Annotated in this window: 17 protein-coding genes; 12 read left to right on the top strand and 5 right to left on the bottom strand. The window is 68.0% G+C overall.

Annotated elements, in window-relative coordinates; genetic code table 11:
* Nucleotides 1-100: 100 nt before the first annotated feature.
* The 3 genes from UCD39_RS25350 to UCD39_RS25340 form a co-directional block, all read right to left on the bottom strand.
* Nucleotides 101-304, bottom strand: coding sequence for a heavy-metal-associated domain-containing protein (locus UCD39_RS25350; protein ID WP_330498387.1), 204 nt, complete (start codon nucleotides 302-304; stop codon nucleotides 101-103).
* A 174-nt stretch (nucleotides 305-478) separates the two neighbouring features.
* A complete protein-coding gene (locus UCD39_RS25345; protein ID WP_330498386.1) occupies nucleotides 479-1,813 on the bottom strand; it encodes a hypothetical protein in 1,335 nt (444 codons plus the stop codon).
* 40 nt (nucleotides 1,814-1,853) lie between these two features.
* Nucleotides 1,854-2,993 carry a divergent polysaccharide deacetylase family protein gene (locus UCD39_RS25340; protein ID WP_330498385.1) on the bottom strand — a complete coding sequence of 380 codons (1,140 nt, stop codon included), beginning with the start codon at nucleotides 2,991-2,993 and terminating at the stop codon, nucleotides 1,854-1,856.
* A gap of 258 nt (nucleotides 2,994-3,251) precedes the next feature.
* On the opposite strand from UCD39_RS25340, the gene UCD39_RS25335 reads away from it, so the two are divergent.
* From UCD39_RS25335 to lexA, 7 genes are all read left to right on the top strand, one after another.
* The gene (locus UCD39_RS25335) at nucleotides 3,252-3,872 is read left to right on the top strand and encodes an anthranilate synthase component II (protein WP_330498384.1); all 621 of its coding nucleotides are present in this window, start codon (nucleotides 3,252-3,254) and stop codon (nucleotides 3,870-3,872) included.
* Complete coding sequence (gene trpD, locus UCD39_RS25330; protein WP_330498383.1) at nucleotides 3,869-4,954, top strand: anthranilate phosphoribosyltransferase; 1,086 nt, start codon at nucleotides 3,869-3,871, stop codon at nucleotides 4,952-4,954. Before UCD39_RS25335 ends, trpD begins: the two co-directional genes overlap by 4 nt.
* Nucleotides 4,954-5,760 (top strand): indole-3-glycerol phosphate synthase TrpC, encoded by an 807-nt coding sequence (trpC, locus tag UCD39_RS25325; protein WP_330498382.1) that lies wholly within the window; start codon nucleotides 4,954-4,956, stop codon nucleotides 5,758-5,760. The genes trpD and trpC overlap by 1 nt, the downstream gene beginning before the upstream one ends.
* A gap of 1 nt (nucleotide 5,761) precedes the next feature.
* Entirely contained in the window at nucleotides 5,762-6,268 is a 507-nt protein-coding gene (gene moaC / locus UCD39_RS25320; RefSeq protein WP_330498381.1) for a cyclic pyranopterin monophosphate synthase MoaC, read from the top strand.
* 31 nt (nucleotides 6,269-6,299) lie between these two features.
* A complete protein-coding gene (locus tag UCD39_RS25315) occupies nucleotides 6,300-7,397 on the top strand; it encodes a molybdopterin molybdotransferase MoeA (RefSeq protein WP_330498380.1) in 1,098 nt (365 codons plus the stop codon).
* Nucleotides 7,319-7,498: a hypothetical protein gene (locus tag UCD39_RS25310; RefSeq protein ID WP_330498517.1), complete on the top strand. Its 180-nt coding sequence runs from the start codon at nucleotides 7,319-7,321 to the stop codon at nucleotides 7,496-7,498. Before UCD39_RS25315 ends, UCD39_RS25310 begins: the two co-directional genes overlap by 79 nt.
* A 152-nt stretch (nucleotides 7,499-7,650) precedes the next feature.
* The gene (lexA, locus tag UCD39_RS25305; RefSeq protein ID WP_145730137.1) at nucleotides 7,651-8,364 is read left to right on the top strand and encodes a transcriptional repressor LexA; all 714 of its coding nucleotides are present in this window, start codon (nucleotides 7,651-7,653) and stop codon (nucleotides 8,362-8,364) included.
* A gap of 48 nt (nucleotides 8,365-8,412) precedes the next feature.
* On the opposite strand, the gene UCD39_RS25300 is transcribed toward lexA, so the two are convergent.
* A complete protein-coding gene (locus UCD39_RS25300; RefSeq protein WP_330498379.1) occupies nucleotides 8,413-10,449 on the bottom strand; it encodes a ComEC/Rec2 family competence protein in 2,037 nt (678 codons plus the stop codon).
* Nucleotides 10,450-10,911: 462 nt separating this feature from the next.
* Between UCD39_RS25300 and gltX the strand changes: the two genes are divergently transcribed.
* The 4 genes from gltX to UCD39_RS25280 all read left to right on the top strand — a co-directional run bounded on the left by gltX (nucleotide 10,912) and on the right by UCD39_RS25280 (nucleotide 14,959).
* Entirely contained in the window at nucleotides 10,912-12,318 is a 1,407-nt protein-coding gene (gltX, locus tag UCD39_RS25295) for a glutamate--tRNA ligase (protein ID WP_330498378.1), read from the top strand.
* 112 nt (nucleotides 12,319-12,430) lie between these two features.
* Nucleotides 12,431-13,750, top strand: coding sequence for a citrate synthase (gene gltA / locus UCD39_RS25290; protein WP_145730134.1), 1,320 nt, complete (start codon nucleotides 12,431-12,433; stop codon nucleotides 13,748-13,750).
* A 19-nt stretch (nucleotides 13,751-13,769) separates the two neighbouring features.
* A complete protein-coding gene (locus UCD39_RS25285) occupies nucleotides 13,770-13,994 on the top strand; it encodes a hypothetical protein (RefSeq protein WP_330498377.1) in 225 nt (74 codons plus the stop codon).
* A 257-nt stretch (nucleotides 13,995-14,251) separates the two neighbouring features.
* Nucleotides 14,252-14,959 carry a 2-phosphosulfolactate phosphatase gene (locus tag UCD39_RS25280; RefSeq protein WP_330498376.1) on the top strand — a complete coding sequence of 236 codons (708 nt, stop codon included), beginning with the start codon at nucleotides 14,252-14,254 and terminating at the stop codon, nucleotides 14,957-14,959.
* On the opposite strand, the gene UCD39_RS25275 is transcribed toward UCD39_RS25280, so the two are convergent.
* Nucleotides 14,947-16,335 carry an aminotransferase-like domain-containing protein gene (locus UCD39_RS25275; RefSeq protein ID WP_330498516.1) on the bottom strand — a complete coding sequence of 463 codons (1,389 nt, stop codon included), beginning with the start codon at nucleotides 16,333-16,335 and terminating at the stop codon, nucleotides 14,947-14,949. The two genes, UCD39_RS25280 and UCD39_RS25275, sit on opposite strands and share 13 nt — an antisense overlap.
* Nucleotides 16,336-16,478: 143 nt before the next feature.
* Between UCD39_RS25275 and UCD39_RS25270 the strand changes: the two genes are divergently transcribed.
* Nucleotides 16,479-17,405 (top strand): DMT family transporter, encoded by a 927-nt coding sequence (locus UCD39_RS25270; RefSeq protein ID WP_330498375.1) that lies wholly within the window; start codon nucleotides 16,479-16,481, stop codon nucleotides 17,403-17,405.
* Nucleotides 17,406-17,431 lie beyond the last annotated feature (26 nt).

Below are 17,431 nucleotides of genomic sequence, written 5' to 3'. Positions count from 1 at the left end.
GCGGATTTTAAGTCCAGGTGGTGTGATTGGTCGGTTTCAGGCCCATAAAGGCGAGCATACACTTGATTATTTCATTTTTATGACGAACAAGACGCTCGGATCAGACTGGCCCGACGAAGTCGAAGCCCGCGTCCTCCACAGCGCGTTTCACCTGATCGCCATCGGCGGGGCCGGTGACGGCCACCACGCCGGCCTCAAGGTCCACGGCCACCTCGGTCATGGGGCTGACGGCCTGGATGGCCTTGGTCACCGAACGGGCGCAGCCCTGGCAGGTCATGCCGTCGATCCGATATGAGGCGTTCACATCTCTCTCCAAACGGTTTGATCGCGGCACCGAGACCCTTGACGGGGGCGGTGCCGCGATCAATGGAACCCATTCGGCGGGAAAAGCCAACCCGGTCGTTGCCCCCGCTCAACGCCCAGGCGGTGGCGCGGGGGTCAGCCCGCCCGGGCAGCCAGGGCGCCGCCAACGGTCCGTTCAGCCGTTCGTGGACGAATAAGGCATAACGTAAAGATTGCCCCCCGCCAGATCATACAGCACCGCGTTTTTCATGAAGAACTCCACGCCGGTATTGACGTAGCCCTGGAGATCATTCTTGGAAGGCTTGGGCGCAACCGGCGTGGTGGCGCCTCGATCATGGATGAGGTTCCAGGACTGGCCGCCAACGGTCGACGCCCCCAGCGCGATATTCGAGACCGCATCGGAGGTGACCTCAAGGTTGGACCCGGGATGCACGGTGGTCGTCGCCCCCGTGTCGAAACACACGCCGATGGGGGTGAATCTCTTCTGCTGCGGATTGCTTTGGGGAACGTCAGCGGTCAGAACCGCATCTTGAATCAGGCATTCCGCATAGCTGTTCACGTCCGTGGATGCGCCAACGTTCACGGATTTCTGCCCGCCCATGGAGAACTGCCCATAGTCGCTCAAGATCGACAGAAGCGAGGCGGTGTCGCCGATCAAGATGTACCCTGTGGGGTCACTGCCAACCTCGGACGCCGGCGGCAGCAGAACCATGAAAGCCTGCTGGGCTCCATTGGCAATGACCTGTGCCAATACGCTGATCATGTAGGGCGGATTGGCCGGTACTGCCGGGGCCAACAAAGGGCTTATGGCCGTCAGCGGCACCACTCCCAACGCGGCGCCGAAGTCACCATAGAACCCCTCATAAATGGGGAAGCCGTTGTACCCCACGCCCTCATCCGACTTTGTGTTGGTAATGGAAGTCACGAGGGCGACGTTCGCAGGCACCACGAGGTTGCCGGCCGGTCCCAATCCCTGGAGCGTGACAACCGTGGGCGCGACGGTGGCCTGATACTGAATGCCGCTGTAATACCCCTGGGTAACTTGGGCGATCGGATTGGCGATGCTGCTAGACGCCCCGAGAGTCGATCCCCCATTGGGGTTAAAAGCAATGTAGGCACCAGGCCCGCCAGTATCGAATTCATAAAGACCGCTAAGTGTGACGGTCGTCGTTCCATCATTTTGATTTTGCGGATTCTTATAAACGCTGACGGTCACATTCGCACTTATTCCGACCTTATACGAAGATCCATTTCGTAGAATATTTACGGGTATAGAATAAAAAGATGAAGAATTATTCGATATAATTTTTTCACAGATATCTTTCCAGCAGTTCGACATAAAGAGTCCTCCATTTTTATAGGTAGAGAAATAAAATACGCCGTGGGTACGGCAGGGGTTCTTGACTTGGCCCAGCAGGCAAAAACCAACCCCAAAAAGGGGGTAAGCATATGTCGTGCCAAAATTATTATCTCTTATTTCAATGTAATTACGCGCCTGCAGCGTATCCAACCGCCGTTCGGGACACGTCGGACATGTCGGACACCCTGCCTCAGCTTCCCCCAGGAGTGGACGGGACCGCCGCCGTCAGGGGCACCAGGGTGAAACCCTTGGCGGCCAGGGTGGGCAGCCAATGCTCCAGGGCGGTCAAGGTCACGTCGTGCGGATGGCCGATGGCGACGGCGGTGCCATGGCGGCGGGCCACCTCCTCCACCTTGGCCAGCATGGCCTGCACCGCCTTGGGTGACTGGTCGTCATCCAGGAACACGTCGCGGCTGACCAGGGGCAGGTGGTAACGCGCGGCCAGTTCCGGCCCCTTGGTGTCCGGCGTGGTCCGGCTGTCCAGGAACATCAGGCCGCGCCGCGACAGTTCGGCCAGCACGACGGCCAGCTTGCCCTCGTTGGCGGTGAAGCGGCTGCCCATGTGGTTGTTGATGCCGACATAGCCATCGAAGGAAGCGAAATCCGTCTCCAGCCGCCGCTGTATTTCCTCATCGCTGAGGTTCACGGTCAGGGCGCCGGGGCCCGGGTCGGCCTTGCCCATCGGCTCCATGGGCACATGGACGATCAATTCATGCCCTGCCGCCCTTGCCGCCCGCGTCTGCTCGGCCAGATCGTGGGCATAGGGCAGCCAGGCGGTGGTGACCGGACCCGGCAGGGCCACGGCGCGGGTGGAGCGGGGCCGGTCCAGGCCCAGGTCGTCGATCACCAGCACGATGCGGGCACGCGCGGCGCCGGGCGCGGGGGCCGCCATCTGCGGCGCCGGCACGGCATTGCGCCGCCAGGCGGCGCCGGCCTTCCCTGTTTCCGGCTTGCCCGGCTCAGCCTTCGGCGCTTCGGTCTTAGGCAACGCGGCTGGAGGCGGGGGCGTCAGCGCTTCGGCATGCTGTTCCGGCGGCGTCACCGGCGGGGCCGGCGGTGTGCCGGGCGGGCGGGGGCCGGTCTTGGCCGGTGCCGATGGGGCGGGCGCGGTCGCCACCGTGGGCTTGTGCGGATGGCGGTTGCCCAGCGCATAGGCGCCCAGCAAGGCGACGATGGCCGTAAGGCCGACGATACCGGCCAACTGCGCCCGAGTCAGGCTGATCCGGGCGCCCTCGCGCCGGCGCGCGGGCGCGCGCTTGGGGCCTTTCTGACCCGCCCCGCCCTGTCTGGGCCGCCCCAGCGGCGGCGGGGGAGTGACGCGGCGGGGCATCAGCGAGCCCCCATGGTGGGAACGGACGTGGCGGGAACGGACGCGGTGGAAACGGTCATGCCTGTCCCTTGAAGAAGCACCGGCCACGTTGCGCCGGCCGGCCCCCCACTAGTGCTACAGCGCCGGCGCACTGGCAATCTCCTAGGCGGCTTATGCCGCTTATCGGATCCGCGCCCAATCCGGTTGCCCTGCCAACATCGGCCGGACTACTGTAAGCCGCCTTTGGCCATGTCCAATTCCCCGAACGGGTCCCAGATCATGCTGCTGCTCATCGATAATTACGATAGCTTCACATACAACCTCGTGCATTACATCGGCGAGCTGGGCGCCGACGTGGCCGTCTGGCGCAACAACGCGCTGAGTGTGGACGACGCGCTGGCCCTGAAGCCGGAGGCCATCGTCCTCTCCCCCGGCCCCTGCGATCCCGACAAGGCCGGCATCTGCCTGCCCCTGATCGCTGCAGCCGCGGACAAGCGCATCCCCCTGTTCGGTGTCTGCCTGGGCCACCAGGCCATCGGCCAGGCCTTCGGCGGCCGCGTCATCCGCGCCCCGGTGCCCATGCACGGCAAGGTCAGCCAGGTCACCCATGAGGGCGGCGGCGTCATGAAGGGCCTGCCCTCGCCCTTCGCCGCCACGCGCTACCACTCCCTGATCGTGGAGCGCGAGACCCTGCCGGCGGAGTTGGAGTCGGTAGCCTGGCTGACGGGCGCCGAGGAGGGGATGATCATGGCCCTGCGCCACCGCACCCTGCCCATCCACGGGGTGCAGTTCCATCCCGAGAGCATCGCCTCCGACCATGGCCACCAGATCCTGGCGAACTTCCTGGATTTCGCCGGCGTGGCGCGCAAGGCCGTGAAGAAGACCGGCCTGGCGGCATGAGCGGTGACATCGGCGACATGAAGGCGCTGCTCGGCCGGGTGGCCGAGGGCAAGCGCCTGTCGGAGGATCAGGCCCTGGCCGCCTTCGACATCATCATGTCCGGCAACGCAACCCCATCGCAGATGGGGGGCTTCCTCATGGCGCTGCGCGTGCGCGGCGAAACGGTGGACGAGATCACGGGCGCGGTGCGTGCCCTGCGCGGCCGCGCGGCGCGTATCGACTGCCCCCCCGGCACCATCGACACCTGCGGCACCGGCGGCGACGCCAGCGGCACCTACAACATCTCCACCGCCGTGGCCTTCGTCCTGGCCGCCTGCGGCGTGCCGGTGGCCAAGCACGGCAACCGCGCCCTGTCCTCCAAGTCCGGCGCCGCCGATGTGCTGGGCCAACTGGGCGTGAACGTGGAGGCGGAGCTGGAGGCCGTACGCGCGGCCCTATGGCAGGACGGCATCACCTTCCTGATGGCCACCCGCCACCACGGCGCCATGCGCAATGTCGGCCCGACGCGGGTGGAACTGGGCACCCGCACCATCTTCAACCTGACCGGCCCCCTGTCCAACCCGGCGGGGGCGCGGCGCCAGTTGATGGGCGTGTTCGCCGAGCGCTGGGTGGAACCGCTGGCGCAGGTGCTGAACCGCCTGGGCACCGAGGTCGCCTGGGTGGTCAGCGGCGAGGATGGGCTGGACGAGATCACCACCACCGGCGCCACCCATGTGGCGGAATTGCGCCACGGCGCCATCCGCCGCTTCCAGGTAACACCGGAGGATGCCGGCCTGCCGCGCGCCCGGCCGCAGGACATCAAGGGCGGTGACGCGGTGGAGAACGCCCGCGCGCTGCGCGCTTTGCTGGCGGGGGAGCGGGGCGCCTACCGTGACATTGTTCTGATCAATGCCGCCGCCGCCTTGATCGTCGCGGACAAGGCCACCACTTTGCGTGACGGCGTGGCCCAAGCGGCCCAAGCCCTGGACGACGGCCGCGCCGCCGCCAAGCTGGCGGCCCTGGTCCACCACTGCTCCCTGCCGCCCCCGGTGACGGAAGAAGCCGTCCCGGCGGCGGCGGCGAAGAACGAAGGAACCCGCTGATGAGCGATGTCCTGGCCCGGATTTGCGCCGACAAACGCGACCATATCGCCACGGCCAAGGCCGCCCGCCCCCAGGCGGAGGTGGAACGGGCGGCGCGCGACGCCGGCCCCACCCGCGGTTTCGCCCGCGCCCTGCAGGCCAAGGTGGATGCGGGGCTTTACGCCCTGATCGCCGAGATCAAGAAAGCCAGCCCGAGCAAGGGCCTGATCCGCGCCGATTTCGATCCGCCGGCCCTGGCCAGGGCATATCAGGAGGGCGGCGCCGCCTGCCTGTCGGTGCTGACCGACGTGCCCTATTTCCAGGGGGCCGACGAGTATCTGGTGGCGGCCCGCGCGGCCTGTGACCTGCCGGTGCTGCGCAAGGACTTCATGCTCGACACCTATCAGGTCGCCGAGGCCCGTGCCCTGGGCGCCGACTGCATCCTGCTGATCATGGCGGCGCTGGACGACACCCAGGCGGCGGAGCTGTACGACGCCGCCACTGGCTGGGGCATGGACGTGCTGGTCGAGGTGCATGACGCCGACGAGATGCGCCGGGCCCTGGCCCTGCCCGGCGGCCTGCTGGGCGTCAACAACCGCAATCTCAAGACCCTGTCCATCGACCTCGCCACCACGGAAATGCTGGCCGGCATGGTGCCGCCCGGCCGCCATCTGGTGGCGGAAAGCGGCCTGTACAGCCCGCAGGACCTGCTGCGCATGGAGATCGTGGGCGCCCGCCGCTTCCTGGTGGGCGAATCGCTGATGCGCCAGGCCGACGTGGCGGCCGCCACCCGCGCCCTGCTGGGTTTGGACCAGAAGGTCGCCTGACATGGCGGAGACTGACATGGCGGAGACCAGCGGCTTCACCCATTTCGACGCCGCCGGGCAGGCGGTGATGGTCGACGTCTCCGACAAGGCGGAGACGGAGCGCTTGGCCACCGCCCGCGGCCGCGTGGTCATGAAGGCGGAAACGCTGGCCCTGATCCAGGCGGGACAGGTGGGCAAGGGCGACGTGCTGGGCGTGGCGCGTCTGGCCGGCATCATGGCGGCCAAGCGCACGCCCGACCTGATCCCCCTCTGCCACCCGCTGGCCCTGACCAAGGTGACGGTGGACCTGACCTGCCTGGCCGACCAGAACGCGGTGGAGATCGAAGCCACGGCCAAGCTGAAGGGCCGCACCGGCGTGGAGATGGAGGCGCTGACCGCCGTCAGCGTCGCGGCCTTGACCCTTTATGACATGTGCAAGGCGGTGGATAAGGGCATGGTCATCGCCGATATCCGCCTGATCGCCAAGGACGGCGGCAAGAGCGGCCCCTACCGCGCGGACACCCCCTGACCCCGCCCCCAGCTTCGCCAAGGCCCGCCCCATGATCCCCGTTGATGAAGCGCTGACGCGCATCCTGTCGCACTTCCAGCCCGTGGCCGGGGAGCTGGTGGGGGTGGGCGAGGCGGAGGACCGCGTCCTGGCCGCCGATGTCGTGGCCCGCGTGACCCAGCCGCCGACCGCCGTTTCCGCCATGGACGGCTGGGCCGTGCGCGGATCGGACCTGGCCACCCTGCCCATCACCCTGGCCCGCATCGGCGAGGCGCCGGCCGGCCGGCCCTACACCGGCGCCGTCGCCCCCGGCCAAGCCGTGCGCCTGTTCACCGGCAGCGTCATCCCGGATGGCGCCGACACCGTGGTGCTGCAGGAGGATTGCGACGACCTGGGCGACAGCGTGCGCGTGCGCGAGGGCAGGCCCGGCCGCTGGGTGCGCGCCGCCGGCCTGGACTTCACCGCCGGCACCGTGGGCCTGAGGGCAGGCCGCCGCCTGACCGTGCGCGACGTGGCCCTGGCCGCCGCCATGAACCACCCCTTCTTGACGGTGCGCCGCCGCCCCCGCGTCGCCATCCTGGCCACGGGCGACGAGGTGGTGATGCCGGGCGAGCCGCTGGGCCCGGGCCAGATCGTCAGCAGCAACGGCCTGGCCCTGGCGGCCCTGGTGCGGCGCCAGGGCGGCATTCCCGTCAACCTGGGCATCGCGCCCGACGACGCCGACACCCTTGGCATCCTGGCGCGCGGGGCCGCGGGCTGCGACCTGCTGGTCACCACCGGCGGCGCCTCCGTCGGGGAACACGACCTGATCCGCACCGTACTGGGCGCCCAGGGCCTGGAACTGGACTTCTGGAAGATCGCCATGCGGCCGGGCAAGCCGCTGATGTTCGGGCGCCTGGGCGCCACGCCCCTGCTGGGGCTGCCGGGCAACCCCGTCTCCAGCCTGGTGTGCGCCACCCTGTTCCTGGTTCCGGCGCTGCGGCGCCTGCAGGGCCTGGACCCGGCGGAGCCCCCCGGGCGCGCGCGGTCCTGGGTGCCCCCCTGCCCGCCAACGACCGCCGCCAGGATTACCTGCGCGCCACGCTGCGGCCCGGCGATGGCGCCTTGCCCATCGCGACCACCTTCGGCCAGCAGGACAGTTCCATGCTGAGTCGCCTGGCGGCGGCGGATTGCCTGATCGTCCGGCCGCCCCATGCCGCCGCCGCCGAGGCCGGAGAGCCTGTGGACATCGTGCCGCTGGACGGAATTTAAGCCAGTGTCCCCTGAACCCGCCCTAAATCTGTCATCGTCTGGTGGTTTTTGATCGCTAACGCTTGACGCCGGCCGTGAACCAAAATAGAACATGGCAAGTACGTTTCGGGTTTGTTCCATATATAGCGGTTCGACACAGCAAAGGGGGCGATATGCTGACGCGTAAGCAACAGGAGCTTCTGCTGTACATTCACCAGCACCTGGGTGAAGGCGGCGTCTCCCCCTCTTTCGATGAGATGAAGGACGCCTTGGGCTTGAAGTCCAAGTCCGGCATCCACCGCCTGATCACCGGGCTGGAGGAGCGTGGTTTCATCCGCCGGCTGCCGCACCGCGCCCGCGCGCTGGAGGTGCTGCGCCTGCCGGAGACGACGCCGGCGCCCAAGAAGGCCGCTCCTGCCGAGGTGGAACCCCGGTTCAAGCCCAATGTCATCAAGGCCGACTTCCAGGCCGGGCTGCCGGGCAAGGACCCGGGCGATGCCGTCGGCTCCGTGAGCCTGCCGCTGTATGGCCGCATCGCCGCCGGCCTGCCCATCGAGGCGCTGCGCGACAGCGGCAGCAGCATCGACATACCCGTCTCCATGCTGGGCATCGGGGAGCATTACGCCCTGGAGGTGGCCGGCGACAGTATGGTCGAGGCCGGCATCCATGATGGCGACACGGTCATCATCCAGCGCTGCGAGACGGCGGAGAACGGCGCCATCGTCGTCGCCCTGGTGGACGCCGCCGAGGTGACGCTGAAGCGCCTGCGCCGCAAGAACAACTCCATCGCCCTGGAACCGGCCAACCCCTCTTACGAAACGCGGGTGTTCGGCGCCGACCGGGTGCGGGTGCAGGGCCGCCTGGTGGGCTTGTTCCGCCGGTATTGATCATTCCCTGCCGACCTAGGCCGCGACTGCGTCCGGGCCCTGGTGACGTCAGTCCCAGGGCCGTTTGCTTTGCGGATCATGCACCGTCTCGATGCGGATGGCGCCCCGCTCGAAATACAGGGCGTGGGCGCCGCGCGCGGCCAGCACGTCGGGGCCGATGACCTGGGGGGCGTCACAGCCGGCGGCCGGCACGCGGGAGATGACCAAATCGGCGTTGTCGCAATCCTCCGCCAGGGCATCGCGCGTCCAGGCGATGGCGACCAGCCGACCGTCCGGCGCGGCTGGATCGCGCTGGTCCGGTCGATAGAGATCGGGGTGGTAGAGGCAACCCAGGCTGTCGCAGCGCAAGCTGCCGTCATCCGTGCCCACAGTGGGCCAGGCGGGCGGCCGCCCCTCCCCGCCATCGCGCTTGCCCCAGGTTTCCACCTCGAAACCGCCGCCGCGCGACGACGACAGCCACAGCTTGCCGCCCCCATCGCGCACCGCCACCATGGTGCCGCCGCCCGACACCACCATGTCCGGCCGGGGCGTCAGCGGCGCCAACACGCAGCCCAGGGCGACGGGCGCCAGGCCGATCAGGCGCCAGCGGCGGCGCCACAGCATCAGCCACAGCCCCCCTACCACCATGAGGCCGAAGGCCATGTCGGACAGGGCGGCGCCGTGCAGGGCCGCCCCTGGCAAGGCGGCGGTGACACGGGCCGTCCACAGGATGCCCTGGCAGCCCCAGCCGATCATGTCGATGATCCACCCCTCCAAGTGGAACGGCATGGCGACATAGGCCACCAGGCACAGCGGCATGATCCACAGCTCGGTGATGGGGATGCCGATGAGGTTGGCCAGCACGCCGTAATTGGCTACCTGCTGGAAGTGGTAGAGGCAGAACGGCATGGTGGCGATGGTGGAGATGATGGAGGTCAGGCACAGGCCCCCCACGAACAGCAGGACACGCCGCGGCCAGCCGCCCTCCTTGCGCCACCGGCTCAGCGGCGCCCGCAGCACCTCATAGGCGCTGATCAGCGCCAGCACGGCGCCGAAGCTCATCTGGAAACTGGGACCGGGCAACTGCTCCGGCTGATACAGCAGGCACAGGATGCCGGCCACGGCGATGGCCCGAGGGCTCAATACCGAGCGGTCGGCCAGGATGGCCACCATGGCCAGCGCCGTCATAAGGACGGAGCGCAAGGTCGGCACCTGCGCGCCCACCAGCATCATATAGGCCAGGGTCGCCAGGATGGCGAAGGCGGCCGCCCATTTCTTGATGGAGTACCGCAGCGCCACCCCCTCCCAGAGCGCCAGCGCGGCACGGGCGGCGAAATAGAAGATGGCCGCCACCAGGCTGATGTGCAGGCCGGAGATGGAGAGGATGTGCTGCAGCCCGGATACGCGCATGGCCTGCAGGTCATCGGGCGGAATGCCCGTCTGCTCACCATTGAGCAGGGCGATGGCGATCATGGCCGGCGCGCCCGTCAGCCGCTCGGCCACGCGGGCGGCGATCAACTCGCGCAAGGCCACCACCCGGTCATTCACCCAGCCGATCACGCCCACCGGTGCCGGCGCCACCACCTCCGGCGTCTTGAAGGCGAAACCCACGGCGCCAATGCCCTGGTAAAAGGCGGAACGGCGGAAATCATAGGCGCCGGGCTCGGGGCTGTCGGGCGGCGGGCGCAGGGCGGCCAGGATACGGACGCGCGTGCCCGCCGGCGGGGCCACGTCGGTCGGCCGCAAGCGGATGCGTACGGCCGGGGGCGTCGCTTCCGCCGCCAGGCGGGGAATATGGGGATCGGCCAGGGTGACCCGTACGCCCTTGTCCAGGCGCTCGACATTGGCGACGCGCCCCTCCAAGGGAACAGGCCCCAAAGGGCGTTGGAGAATGGGTGTCTTCAGCCAGGTGGTGCGCGCCTGCACCGCCGTGAATCCCACCCCCAGGGCCAGCAAGGCGCCCAACGTCAGGCGGAGTGGCAGCCGGTCGCCCGCCAGCAGGTACAGGCCCAGGACGCCCAGGGTGAACAGCAGGCCGCTCCACGGCGGCGGTTCCCCCGGCAGCGCGAAATAGAGGGCGATGCCGGCCCCGAGAAAGACGGGCACCCAAAGCACCCAGCGTTCGCGCTCTTCCACCAAATTGACATACGCAGATGCGACAATGCTGAGTAACGCGGCGAGCACACGATGTGTGACGCGCATCACATCTGAAGGGGGTGGCTCGGTTCCAAATTCGCTCCGCCCAGTAGCTAAATAGGACGGGACGCCCGCGTTCCAGTCCTGTTCCCCACTGCCGGGCGGCCGGCCTGCGGGCGCAAGATTCGGAGGACTGCCAGTCTGTCCAGCGGGGCCCGCCTCAGGGTGCATCTTCGTTCCGGGTGTGCTATCTGAGCGGCTTCCGCATCCTGGTGATGCGCCCTTGGCGGCTATCCTGCCGCCGGACCTTATCACCAGCTATCTCGATAGTCGCGTCGCGTCGTCAACCTTTGGATGACGTCCCCCAGGGAGACCGTCCCCGAAGCGCCTGGCGAAGCGCCGCCCGCCCGCATGCCGGAGAGTGCGTTTCCCATGAGTGTCGTCACCCGCTTCGCCCCATCCCCCACCGGCTACCTGCACATCGGCGGCGCCCGTACCGCCCTGTTCAACTGGCTGTACGCCCGCCATCACGGGGGCACCTTCCTGCTGCGCATCGAGGATACGGACCGGGCGCGCTCCACCCAGGCGGCGGTCGACGCCATCATCGATGGCCTGAGCTGGCTGGGCCTGACCTGGGATGGCGACGCGGTCAGCCAGTTCGAGCGGCGCGAGCGCCATGCCGAGGTGGCGCGCACCATGCTGGCCCAGGGCCACGCCTATTATTGCTACTGCTCGCCGGAAGAGCTGGAAGCGATGCGGGAGCAGCAGAAGGCTGCCGGCCTGCCGGTGCGCTACGATGGCCGCTGGCGCGACCGGGACCCGTCGGAGGCGCCCGCCGGCGTCGCCCCGGTCATCCGCCTGAAGGCTCCGCGCGAAGGCGAGACGGTGCTGCACGACAAGGTGCAGGGCGAGGTGCGGGTGCAGAACAGCCAGTTGGACGACATGGTGCTGCTGCGCGCCGACGGTACGCCCACGTACATGCTCTCGGTGGTGGTGGACGACCAGGACATGGGCGTCACCCAGGTCATCCGCGGTGACGACCACCTGACCAACACCTTCCGCCAGCTGCAGATTTACCAGGCCATGGGGTGGACGCCGCCGGACTTCGCTCACATCCCGCTGATCCATGGCCCCGATGGCGCCAAGCTGAGCAAGCGCCACGGCGCCCTGGGGGCCGAGGCCTACCGTGACCTGGGCTACCTGCCGGAAGCGCTGCGCAACTACCTGCTGCGCCTGGGCTGGGGCCATGGCGATGACGAGATCATCAGCACCGAGGACGCCGTCGCCTGGTTCAACCTGGAAGGCATCGGCCGTTCCCCGTCGCGCATGGATTACGCCAAGCTCGACAACCTGAACGGCCATTACATCCGCCAGGCCGATGATGACCGGCTGGTGGGCCTGATCGCCCCCCGCCTGGCCACGGCGCTGGGACGAGACCTGACCGAGGCCGACCGCGATCTGCTGCGCCGCGCCATGCCGGGCCTGAAGGCACGGGCCAAGACCCTGGTGGAACTTGCGGCCGGCGCACAGTTTTATGTCACGACGCGCCCCCTTCCGCTGGACGACAAGGCTTCCCAATTGCTGACGGAAGACGCGCGCGCCCAGCTGGCGGTGATCGCCACCCGCTTCGCGGACGCGTCAGACTGGACCGCGGCCACCCTGGAGGGGGTCGTACGCGCGTACGCCGAGGAGACGGGCCTGAAGCTGGGCAAATTGGCCCAGCCATTACGCGCCGCACTCTCCGGTTCCACCGTGTCGCCACCGATTTTCGAGGTGGCGGAAGTCCTGGGCCGGGTTGAAACCCTGGCCCGTATCAGCGATGTCGCAGGGGGTGCGTGAACCCTCCTGGCGTCATTGCCTTCGGCGGTGCGGAACACTACACTCCGCACCGCGTCATAAAGACCAATAAGGGGCAGAGGGCCCCACTTCGTATAAACAAGGACGTGCCGAAATGAGCGATACGACGACACCGGCGGCCGGAAAGAAAACGGTCACCCTCACCGACAACCAAACCGGTAAGTCTTACGAATTCCCGGTCATGCACGGCACGACCGGCCCTGACGTGGTCGATATCCGCAAGCTCTACGGCGAGACCGGCTACTTCACCTACGACCCGGGCTTCACCTCGACCGGCAGCTGCGAGTCCAAGATCACCTTCATCGACGGCGACAAGGGTGTTTTGCTGCACCGCGGCTACCCCATCGAGCAGCTGGCCGAGAAGAGCGACTTCATGGAAGTCTGCTACCTGATGCTGCACGGTGAGCTGCCGAACGCCAAGCAGAAGGGCGATTTCGAGCGCTCCATCACCTATCACACCATGGTGCATGAGCAGCTGTCGCAGTTCTTCCGCGGCTTCCGCCGCGACGCCCACCCCATGGCCGTCATGTGCGGCGTGGTCGGCGCCCTGTCCGCCTTCTACCACGACAGCACCGACATCGAGGATCCGCGCCAGCGCATGGTGGCCTCCCACCGCCTGATCGCGAAGATGCCGACCCTGGCCGCCATGGCCTACAAGTACTCCATCGGCCAACCCTTCGTGTATCCGCGCAACGACCTGAGCTATGCTGAGAACTTCCTCAACATGACGTTCAGCGTCCCGTGCGAGCCGTACAAGATCAACCCGGTCATCGCCAAGGCGATGGACAAGATCTTCATCCTGCACGCCGACCACGAGCAGAACGCCTCCACCTCCACGGTGCGTCTGGCGGGCTCCTCCGGCGCCAACCCCTTCGCCTGCATCGCCGCCGGCATCGCCTGCCTGTGGGGTCCCGCCCACGGCGGCGCCAATGAGGCCGTGCTGAAGATGCTGGCGGAGATCGGCCACAAGGACCGGATCCCCGAGTTCATCGCCCGCGCCAAGGACAAGAACGACAGCTTCCGCCTGATGGGCTTCGGCCACCGGGTCTACAAGAACTACGACCCCCGCGCCAAGGTCATGCAGCAGACCTGCAAGGAAGTCCTGTCCGAACTGGGCATCAAGGACGACCCGCTGCTGGACATCGCGGTGGAGCTGGAGCGCATCGCTCTGGAAGACCCGTACTTCATCGAGAAGAAGCTGTACCCCAACGTCGACTTCTACTCGGGCATCATCCTGAAGGCCATCGGCTTCCCGACCAGCATGTTCACCGTGCTGTTCGCCCTGGCCCGCACCGTGGGCTGGATCGCCCAGTGGCAGGAGATGATCGCGGACACGTCGCAGAAGATCGGCCGTCCGCGCCAGCTGTACACCGGCGCCACGACGCGGGATTATGTCCCGGTCGAACAGCGCTGAGGCATAGGCGGGCGGAACGATGGGCGAGCGGGTTCATCCCAGTGATGGCGATAATGGGCGCGGCGGCGGCCGGTCCCAGCCCCGCGCGCGCATCCTGCCCGCCCGTTCCTTGGAAGGCCACCTGCCGGCCAATGACAACCCCGTGCCCCCGGGCCGGCGGTTGAAGCGGCTGGCCTTAATGACCGTCACCACCCTGGGCGTGGTCCTGGGCATCGCGGCGACCGTGGTGTCCCTGCTGCACTGAGGGGGGGATGGAGCAGACCTTCCCCTGTTTCTGGAAAGGCCGTCCGGGCAACCGGGCGGCCTTTTCCTTTTCGCCTTGCTGCCCATCACCGCCTCCCTCGGCATGAGGGCGCTCCCGTACCGACTGCCGCCATCAACGCCTTCGTTGATGGCGTTGATGGCACACCATGTCGGATACGGCAGATACGTGAATAGGGACGCGTCCCTGAAACGGGGAGCGTACCTGCATATCGGACGCCTAATGGAAACCGTACGCCCATGACCCAGACCGTATGCAGTGAGTGGGGCCTGGCTGGGGTGGAGGCTTGGCGTGATCGTGTGGCGGTGTTGATCATCGTCGACGTGTTGTCCTTCTCCACCGCCGTCGACGTCGCCGTGGGCCGCAGCGCGGTCATACTGCCTTTTCCCTATGGGGACGTGGCAGCGGCACAGGCGGCCGCCAAGGACGCGGGCGCCCTGCTGGCGGCCCCACGCAACGCCGGCGGCCAATTGAGCTTGTCACCCCAGTCTCTCATGACCATTCCGGCGGGAACGCGCCTGATGCTGCCGTCGCCCAATGGCTCCCGCCTGTCGTTGGCGGGCGGTACCACAACGGTGCTGGCCGGTTGCCTGCGCAACGCCGCCGCTGTCGCCAGCAAGGCCCGCATGCTGGCCAACGGCGGGGATATCGCCGTCGTACCGGCGGGTGAGCGCTGGCCCGATGGCGGTTTGCGCCCGGCGGTGGAAGACCTGCTGGGGGCCGGCGCCATCATCGCGGCGCTGGACCTGCCCCCGTCGGCAGAGGCGCGAGTGGCACGGGACGCGTACGCGGCCGCACGCGGCGATTTGGCCGACATCATACGGGACAGCCGATCCGGCCGAGAGTTGACCGAATGGGGCTACGCCGGGGATGTGGAGATTGCCCTGGGCGTCAACACCAGCACCACGACCCCCATCCTTCGGGATGGGGCCTATCAGGCGCTCTGAGCCGTCTCCAGCACCTGCGCTAACACCTCGAAGGTTCGGGGATGGTCGCATTGGGCGACGTTGAAGCGTAGAAAGCCGTCCGCGCTGTTGGTCAGGCTGAACACGTCACCCGGCGCCAGCACCACGCCCTGGTCCAGCGCGGCCCGGGCAAGAGCCACGGACGATGCCCCAGGCGGCAGCGCCACCCAGAGGAACATGCCGCCCCGTGGCTCCACCCAGGGCTTGAGCCCCAGGGCCTCGAGCCGCCGCACCGTACGCCCCATGGCACCGGCCAGGCGCCCGCGTACACCTTCCATATGCCGCCGGTAGCTGCCATCGGTCAGCAACTGATGGACGATCCGGGGATTGGTGGTGGCGTTGCCGAAGGCGGTGGCCAGCTTCACGTCGGCGATGCCCTGGACCCAGTCCGCGCGGGCCACGATATAGCCGCAGCGCACCGCCGCCGACAGCGTCTTGGAAAAGCTGCCGATATGGATCACCCGCTCCAAGCCGTCGAAGGCGGCCAGCCGGGGTGACGGCTCAGCCTCGAAGTCGCTGAAGATATCGTCCTCTACGATCAGGATGTCATGGGCGGCCGCCAGGGTCAGCAGCTTGTGCGCCACCGGCGCCGTCAGGCTGGCACCTGTGGGATTGTGCAGGGCGGCGTTGGTGATGTAGAGGCGCGGCCGATGGGTGGCGGCCGCCTGGGCGAAAGCGGCCAGGTCCGGTCCCGCGGGCGTATAGGGCACCGGTACCGCGCGGGCGCGGTGGGCGGCCACCACGGTCTTGAAGTTGTAGTAACAGGGGTCGTCCAACAGCACGACGTCGCCCGGCTCCAAAAGGTAGCGACAGACCAAGTCTATGGCCTGACTGCCGCTGTCGGCCAGCAGGATCTGGTCGACAGCCGCCGGGATGCCCCGCCCGGCGAAGCGGTCGGAGAGATGACGGCGCAGGGCCGGATAGCCCAGGGGATTGTCATAATCCAACAGGGCGCTGGATGGTGCTCGCGCCAGGGCCCGGAAGGCGCGCCTGACGGCCGCTTCCGGCATCCAATCGGCGGGCAGCCAGCCGCAACCAGGCTTCAGCACACCCTCGCCCGGTTCCAACGCCTGCCGCATCAGCCACAGCGGGTCCACCGCCCGGTCCGGCGGCGGCTCAGCCCCCGCCAACGACGCCCCCATGAGCACCAGGGGAGCCGCCCGCTTGGCGACATAGAATCCGGAGCCCGGCCGGGCGGTCAGCACGCCCTCCGCCACCAGCCGGTCGTAGGCCTCCACCACCGTGGATTTGGACACGCCCAACCGCTCCGCCAGCACGCGGATGGACGGCGCCCGGGCGCCAATCGCCAGTATCCGGCCGTCCACACGGGCCTGGATATCGGCCATCACCGTTTCCACCAGGGTCAAGCCAGCGGATGCTTCTGTTGACTGTATCGCCATTTGGACCAGTACAGTTTAGTCAAACCGTACTGCACCATACCTTGTGACCCTTCCCAGCGGAAGGCAGCATCGGCGGCGTCACGAGCCCAGGATGCCCCACCATGACGGACACCACCGTCGTCCCCACCGCCCTCACGACGGCCCCGGCGCGCCAGCCCGCCGCCGGCCTCATCTACGGCCTGATCGGCGTCATCATCTTCAGCGGCAGCCTGCCGGTGACCAAGATCGGCCTGATGGGGCTGGACGCCAATTTCCTCAGCCTGGCGCGGGCGGCCCTGGCGGGAATCATCGCCGTGGGTCTGCTGGCCCTGTTGCGCCCCCGCCGGCCCAGGGTGCGTGACCTGCCGGGTTTGACGGTCGTCGCCGGCGGCGCCGTGGTGGGCTTCCCCCTGCTATCGGCCCTGGCCCTGCACTGGATGCCCAGCACGCACGCCATCGTCTTCAGCGGCCTGCTGCCCATCTCAACCGCCGTCTTCGGTGCGCTACGGGGCGGCGACCGGCCCCGGGCGCCCTTCTGGCTGTACTCCTGCGCCGGTGCAAGCGCCATCGCCGCCTACGCCTTGGCGCCCGCCTTGTCACAGGGCGGCGTGCGGCTGGCACCGGGCGACGGGCTCATGATCCTGGCCGTCGCCGTCTGCGGCCTGGCCTATGCGGAGGGAACGCGACTGTCGCGCCATCTGGGCGGGTGGCCCGTGATCTGCTGGGCGCTGGTGCTGTCCCTGCCGGTGACGGCGCCTCTGGCCTGGACGACCTTCCCCGTCAACTGGCAGGCGGTTCCCCCGTCGGCCTGGGCGGCACTGGGCTACGTCACCCTGTTCAGCATGCTGATCGGGTTTTTGTTCTGGTACCACGGCCTGAGCCTGGGCGGCACAGCGGCGGTGGGGCAGTTGCAGTTGCTGCAACCCTTCTGCAGTTTCGGCTTGGCGGCGCTGTTGCTGGGCGAGCCGGTGGGGCTGGCCCTTCTGGGCACGGCCCTGGTGGTGGTCCTCTGCGTCGCGGGCGCCCGGCGTGCCGTCCGCCGGGGATAAGGCACCGCCGGCGGAGCAAAGCTCAT

The sequence above is a fragment of the Nitrospirillum karajorum genome (genome assembly GCF_036348415.1).
Classification (GTDB): Bacteria; Pseudomonadota; Alphaproteobacteria; order Azospirillales; family Azospirillaceae; genus Nitrospirillum; species Nitrospirillum amazonense_B.
The sequence above is the reverse complement of the archived record's forward strand: the minus strand, read 5'-3'. Positions and strand labels throughout refer to the sequence as shown.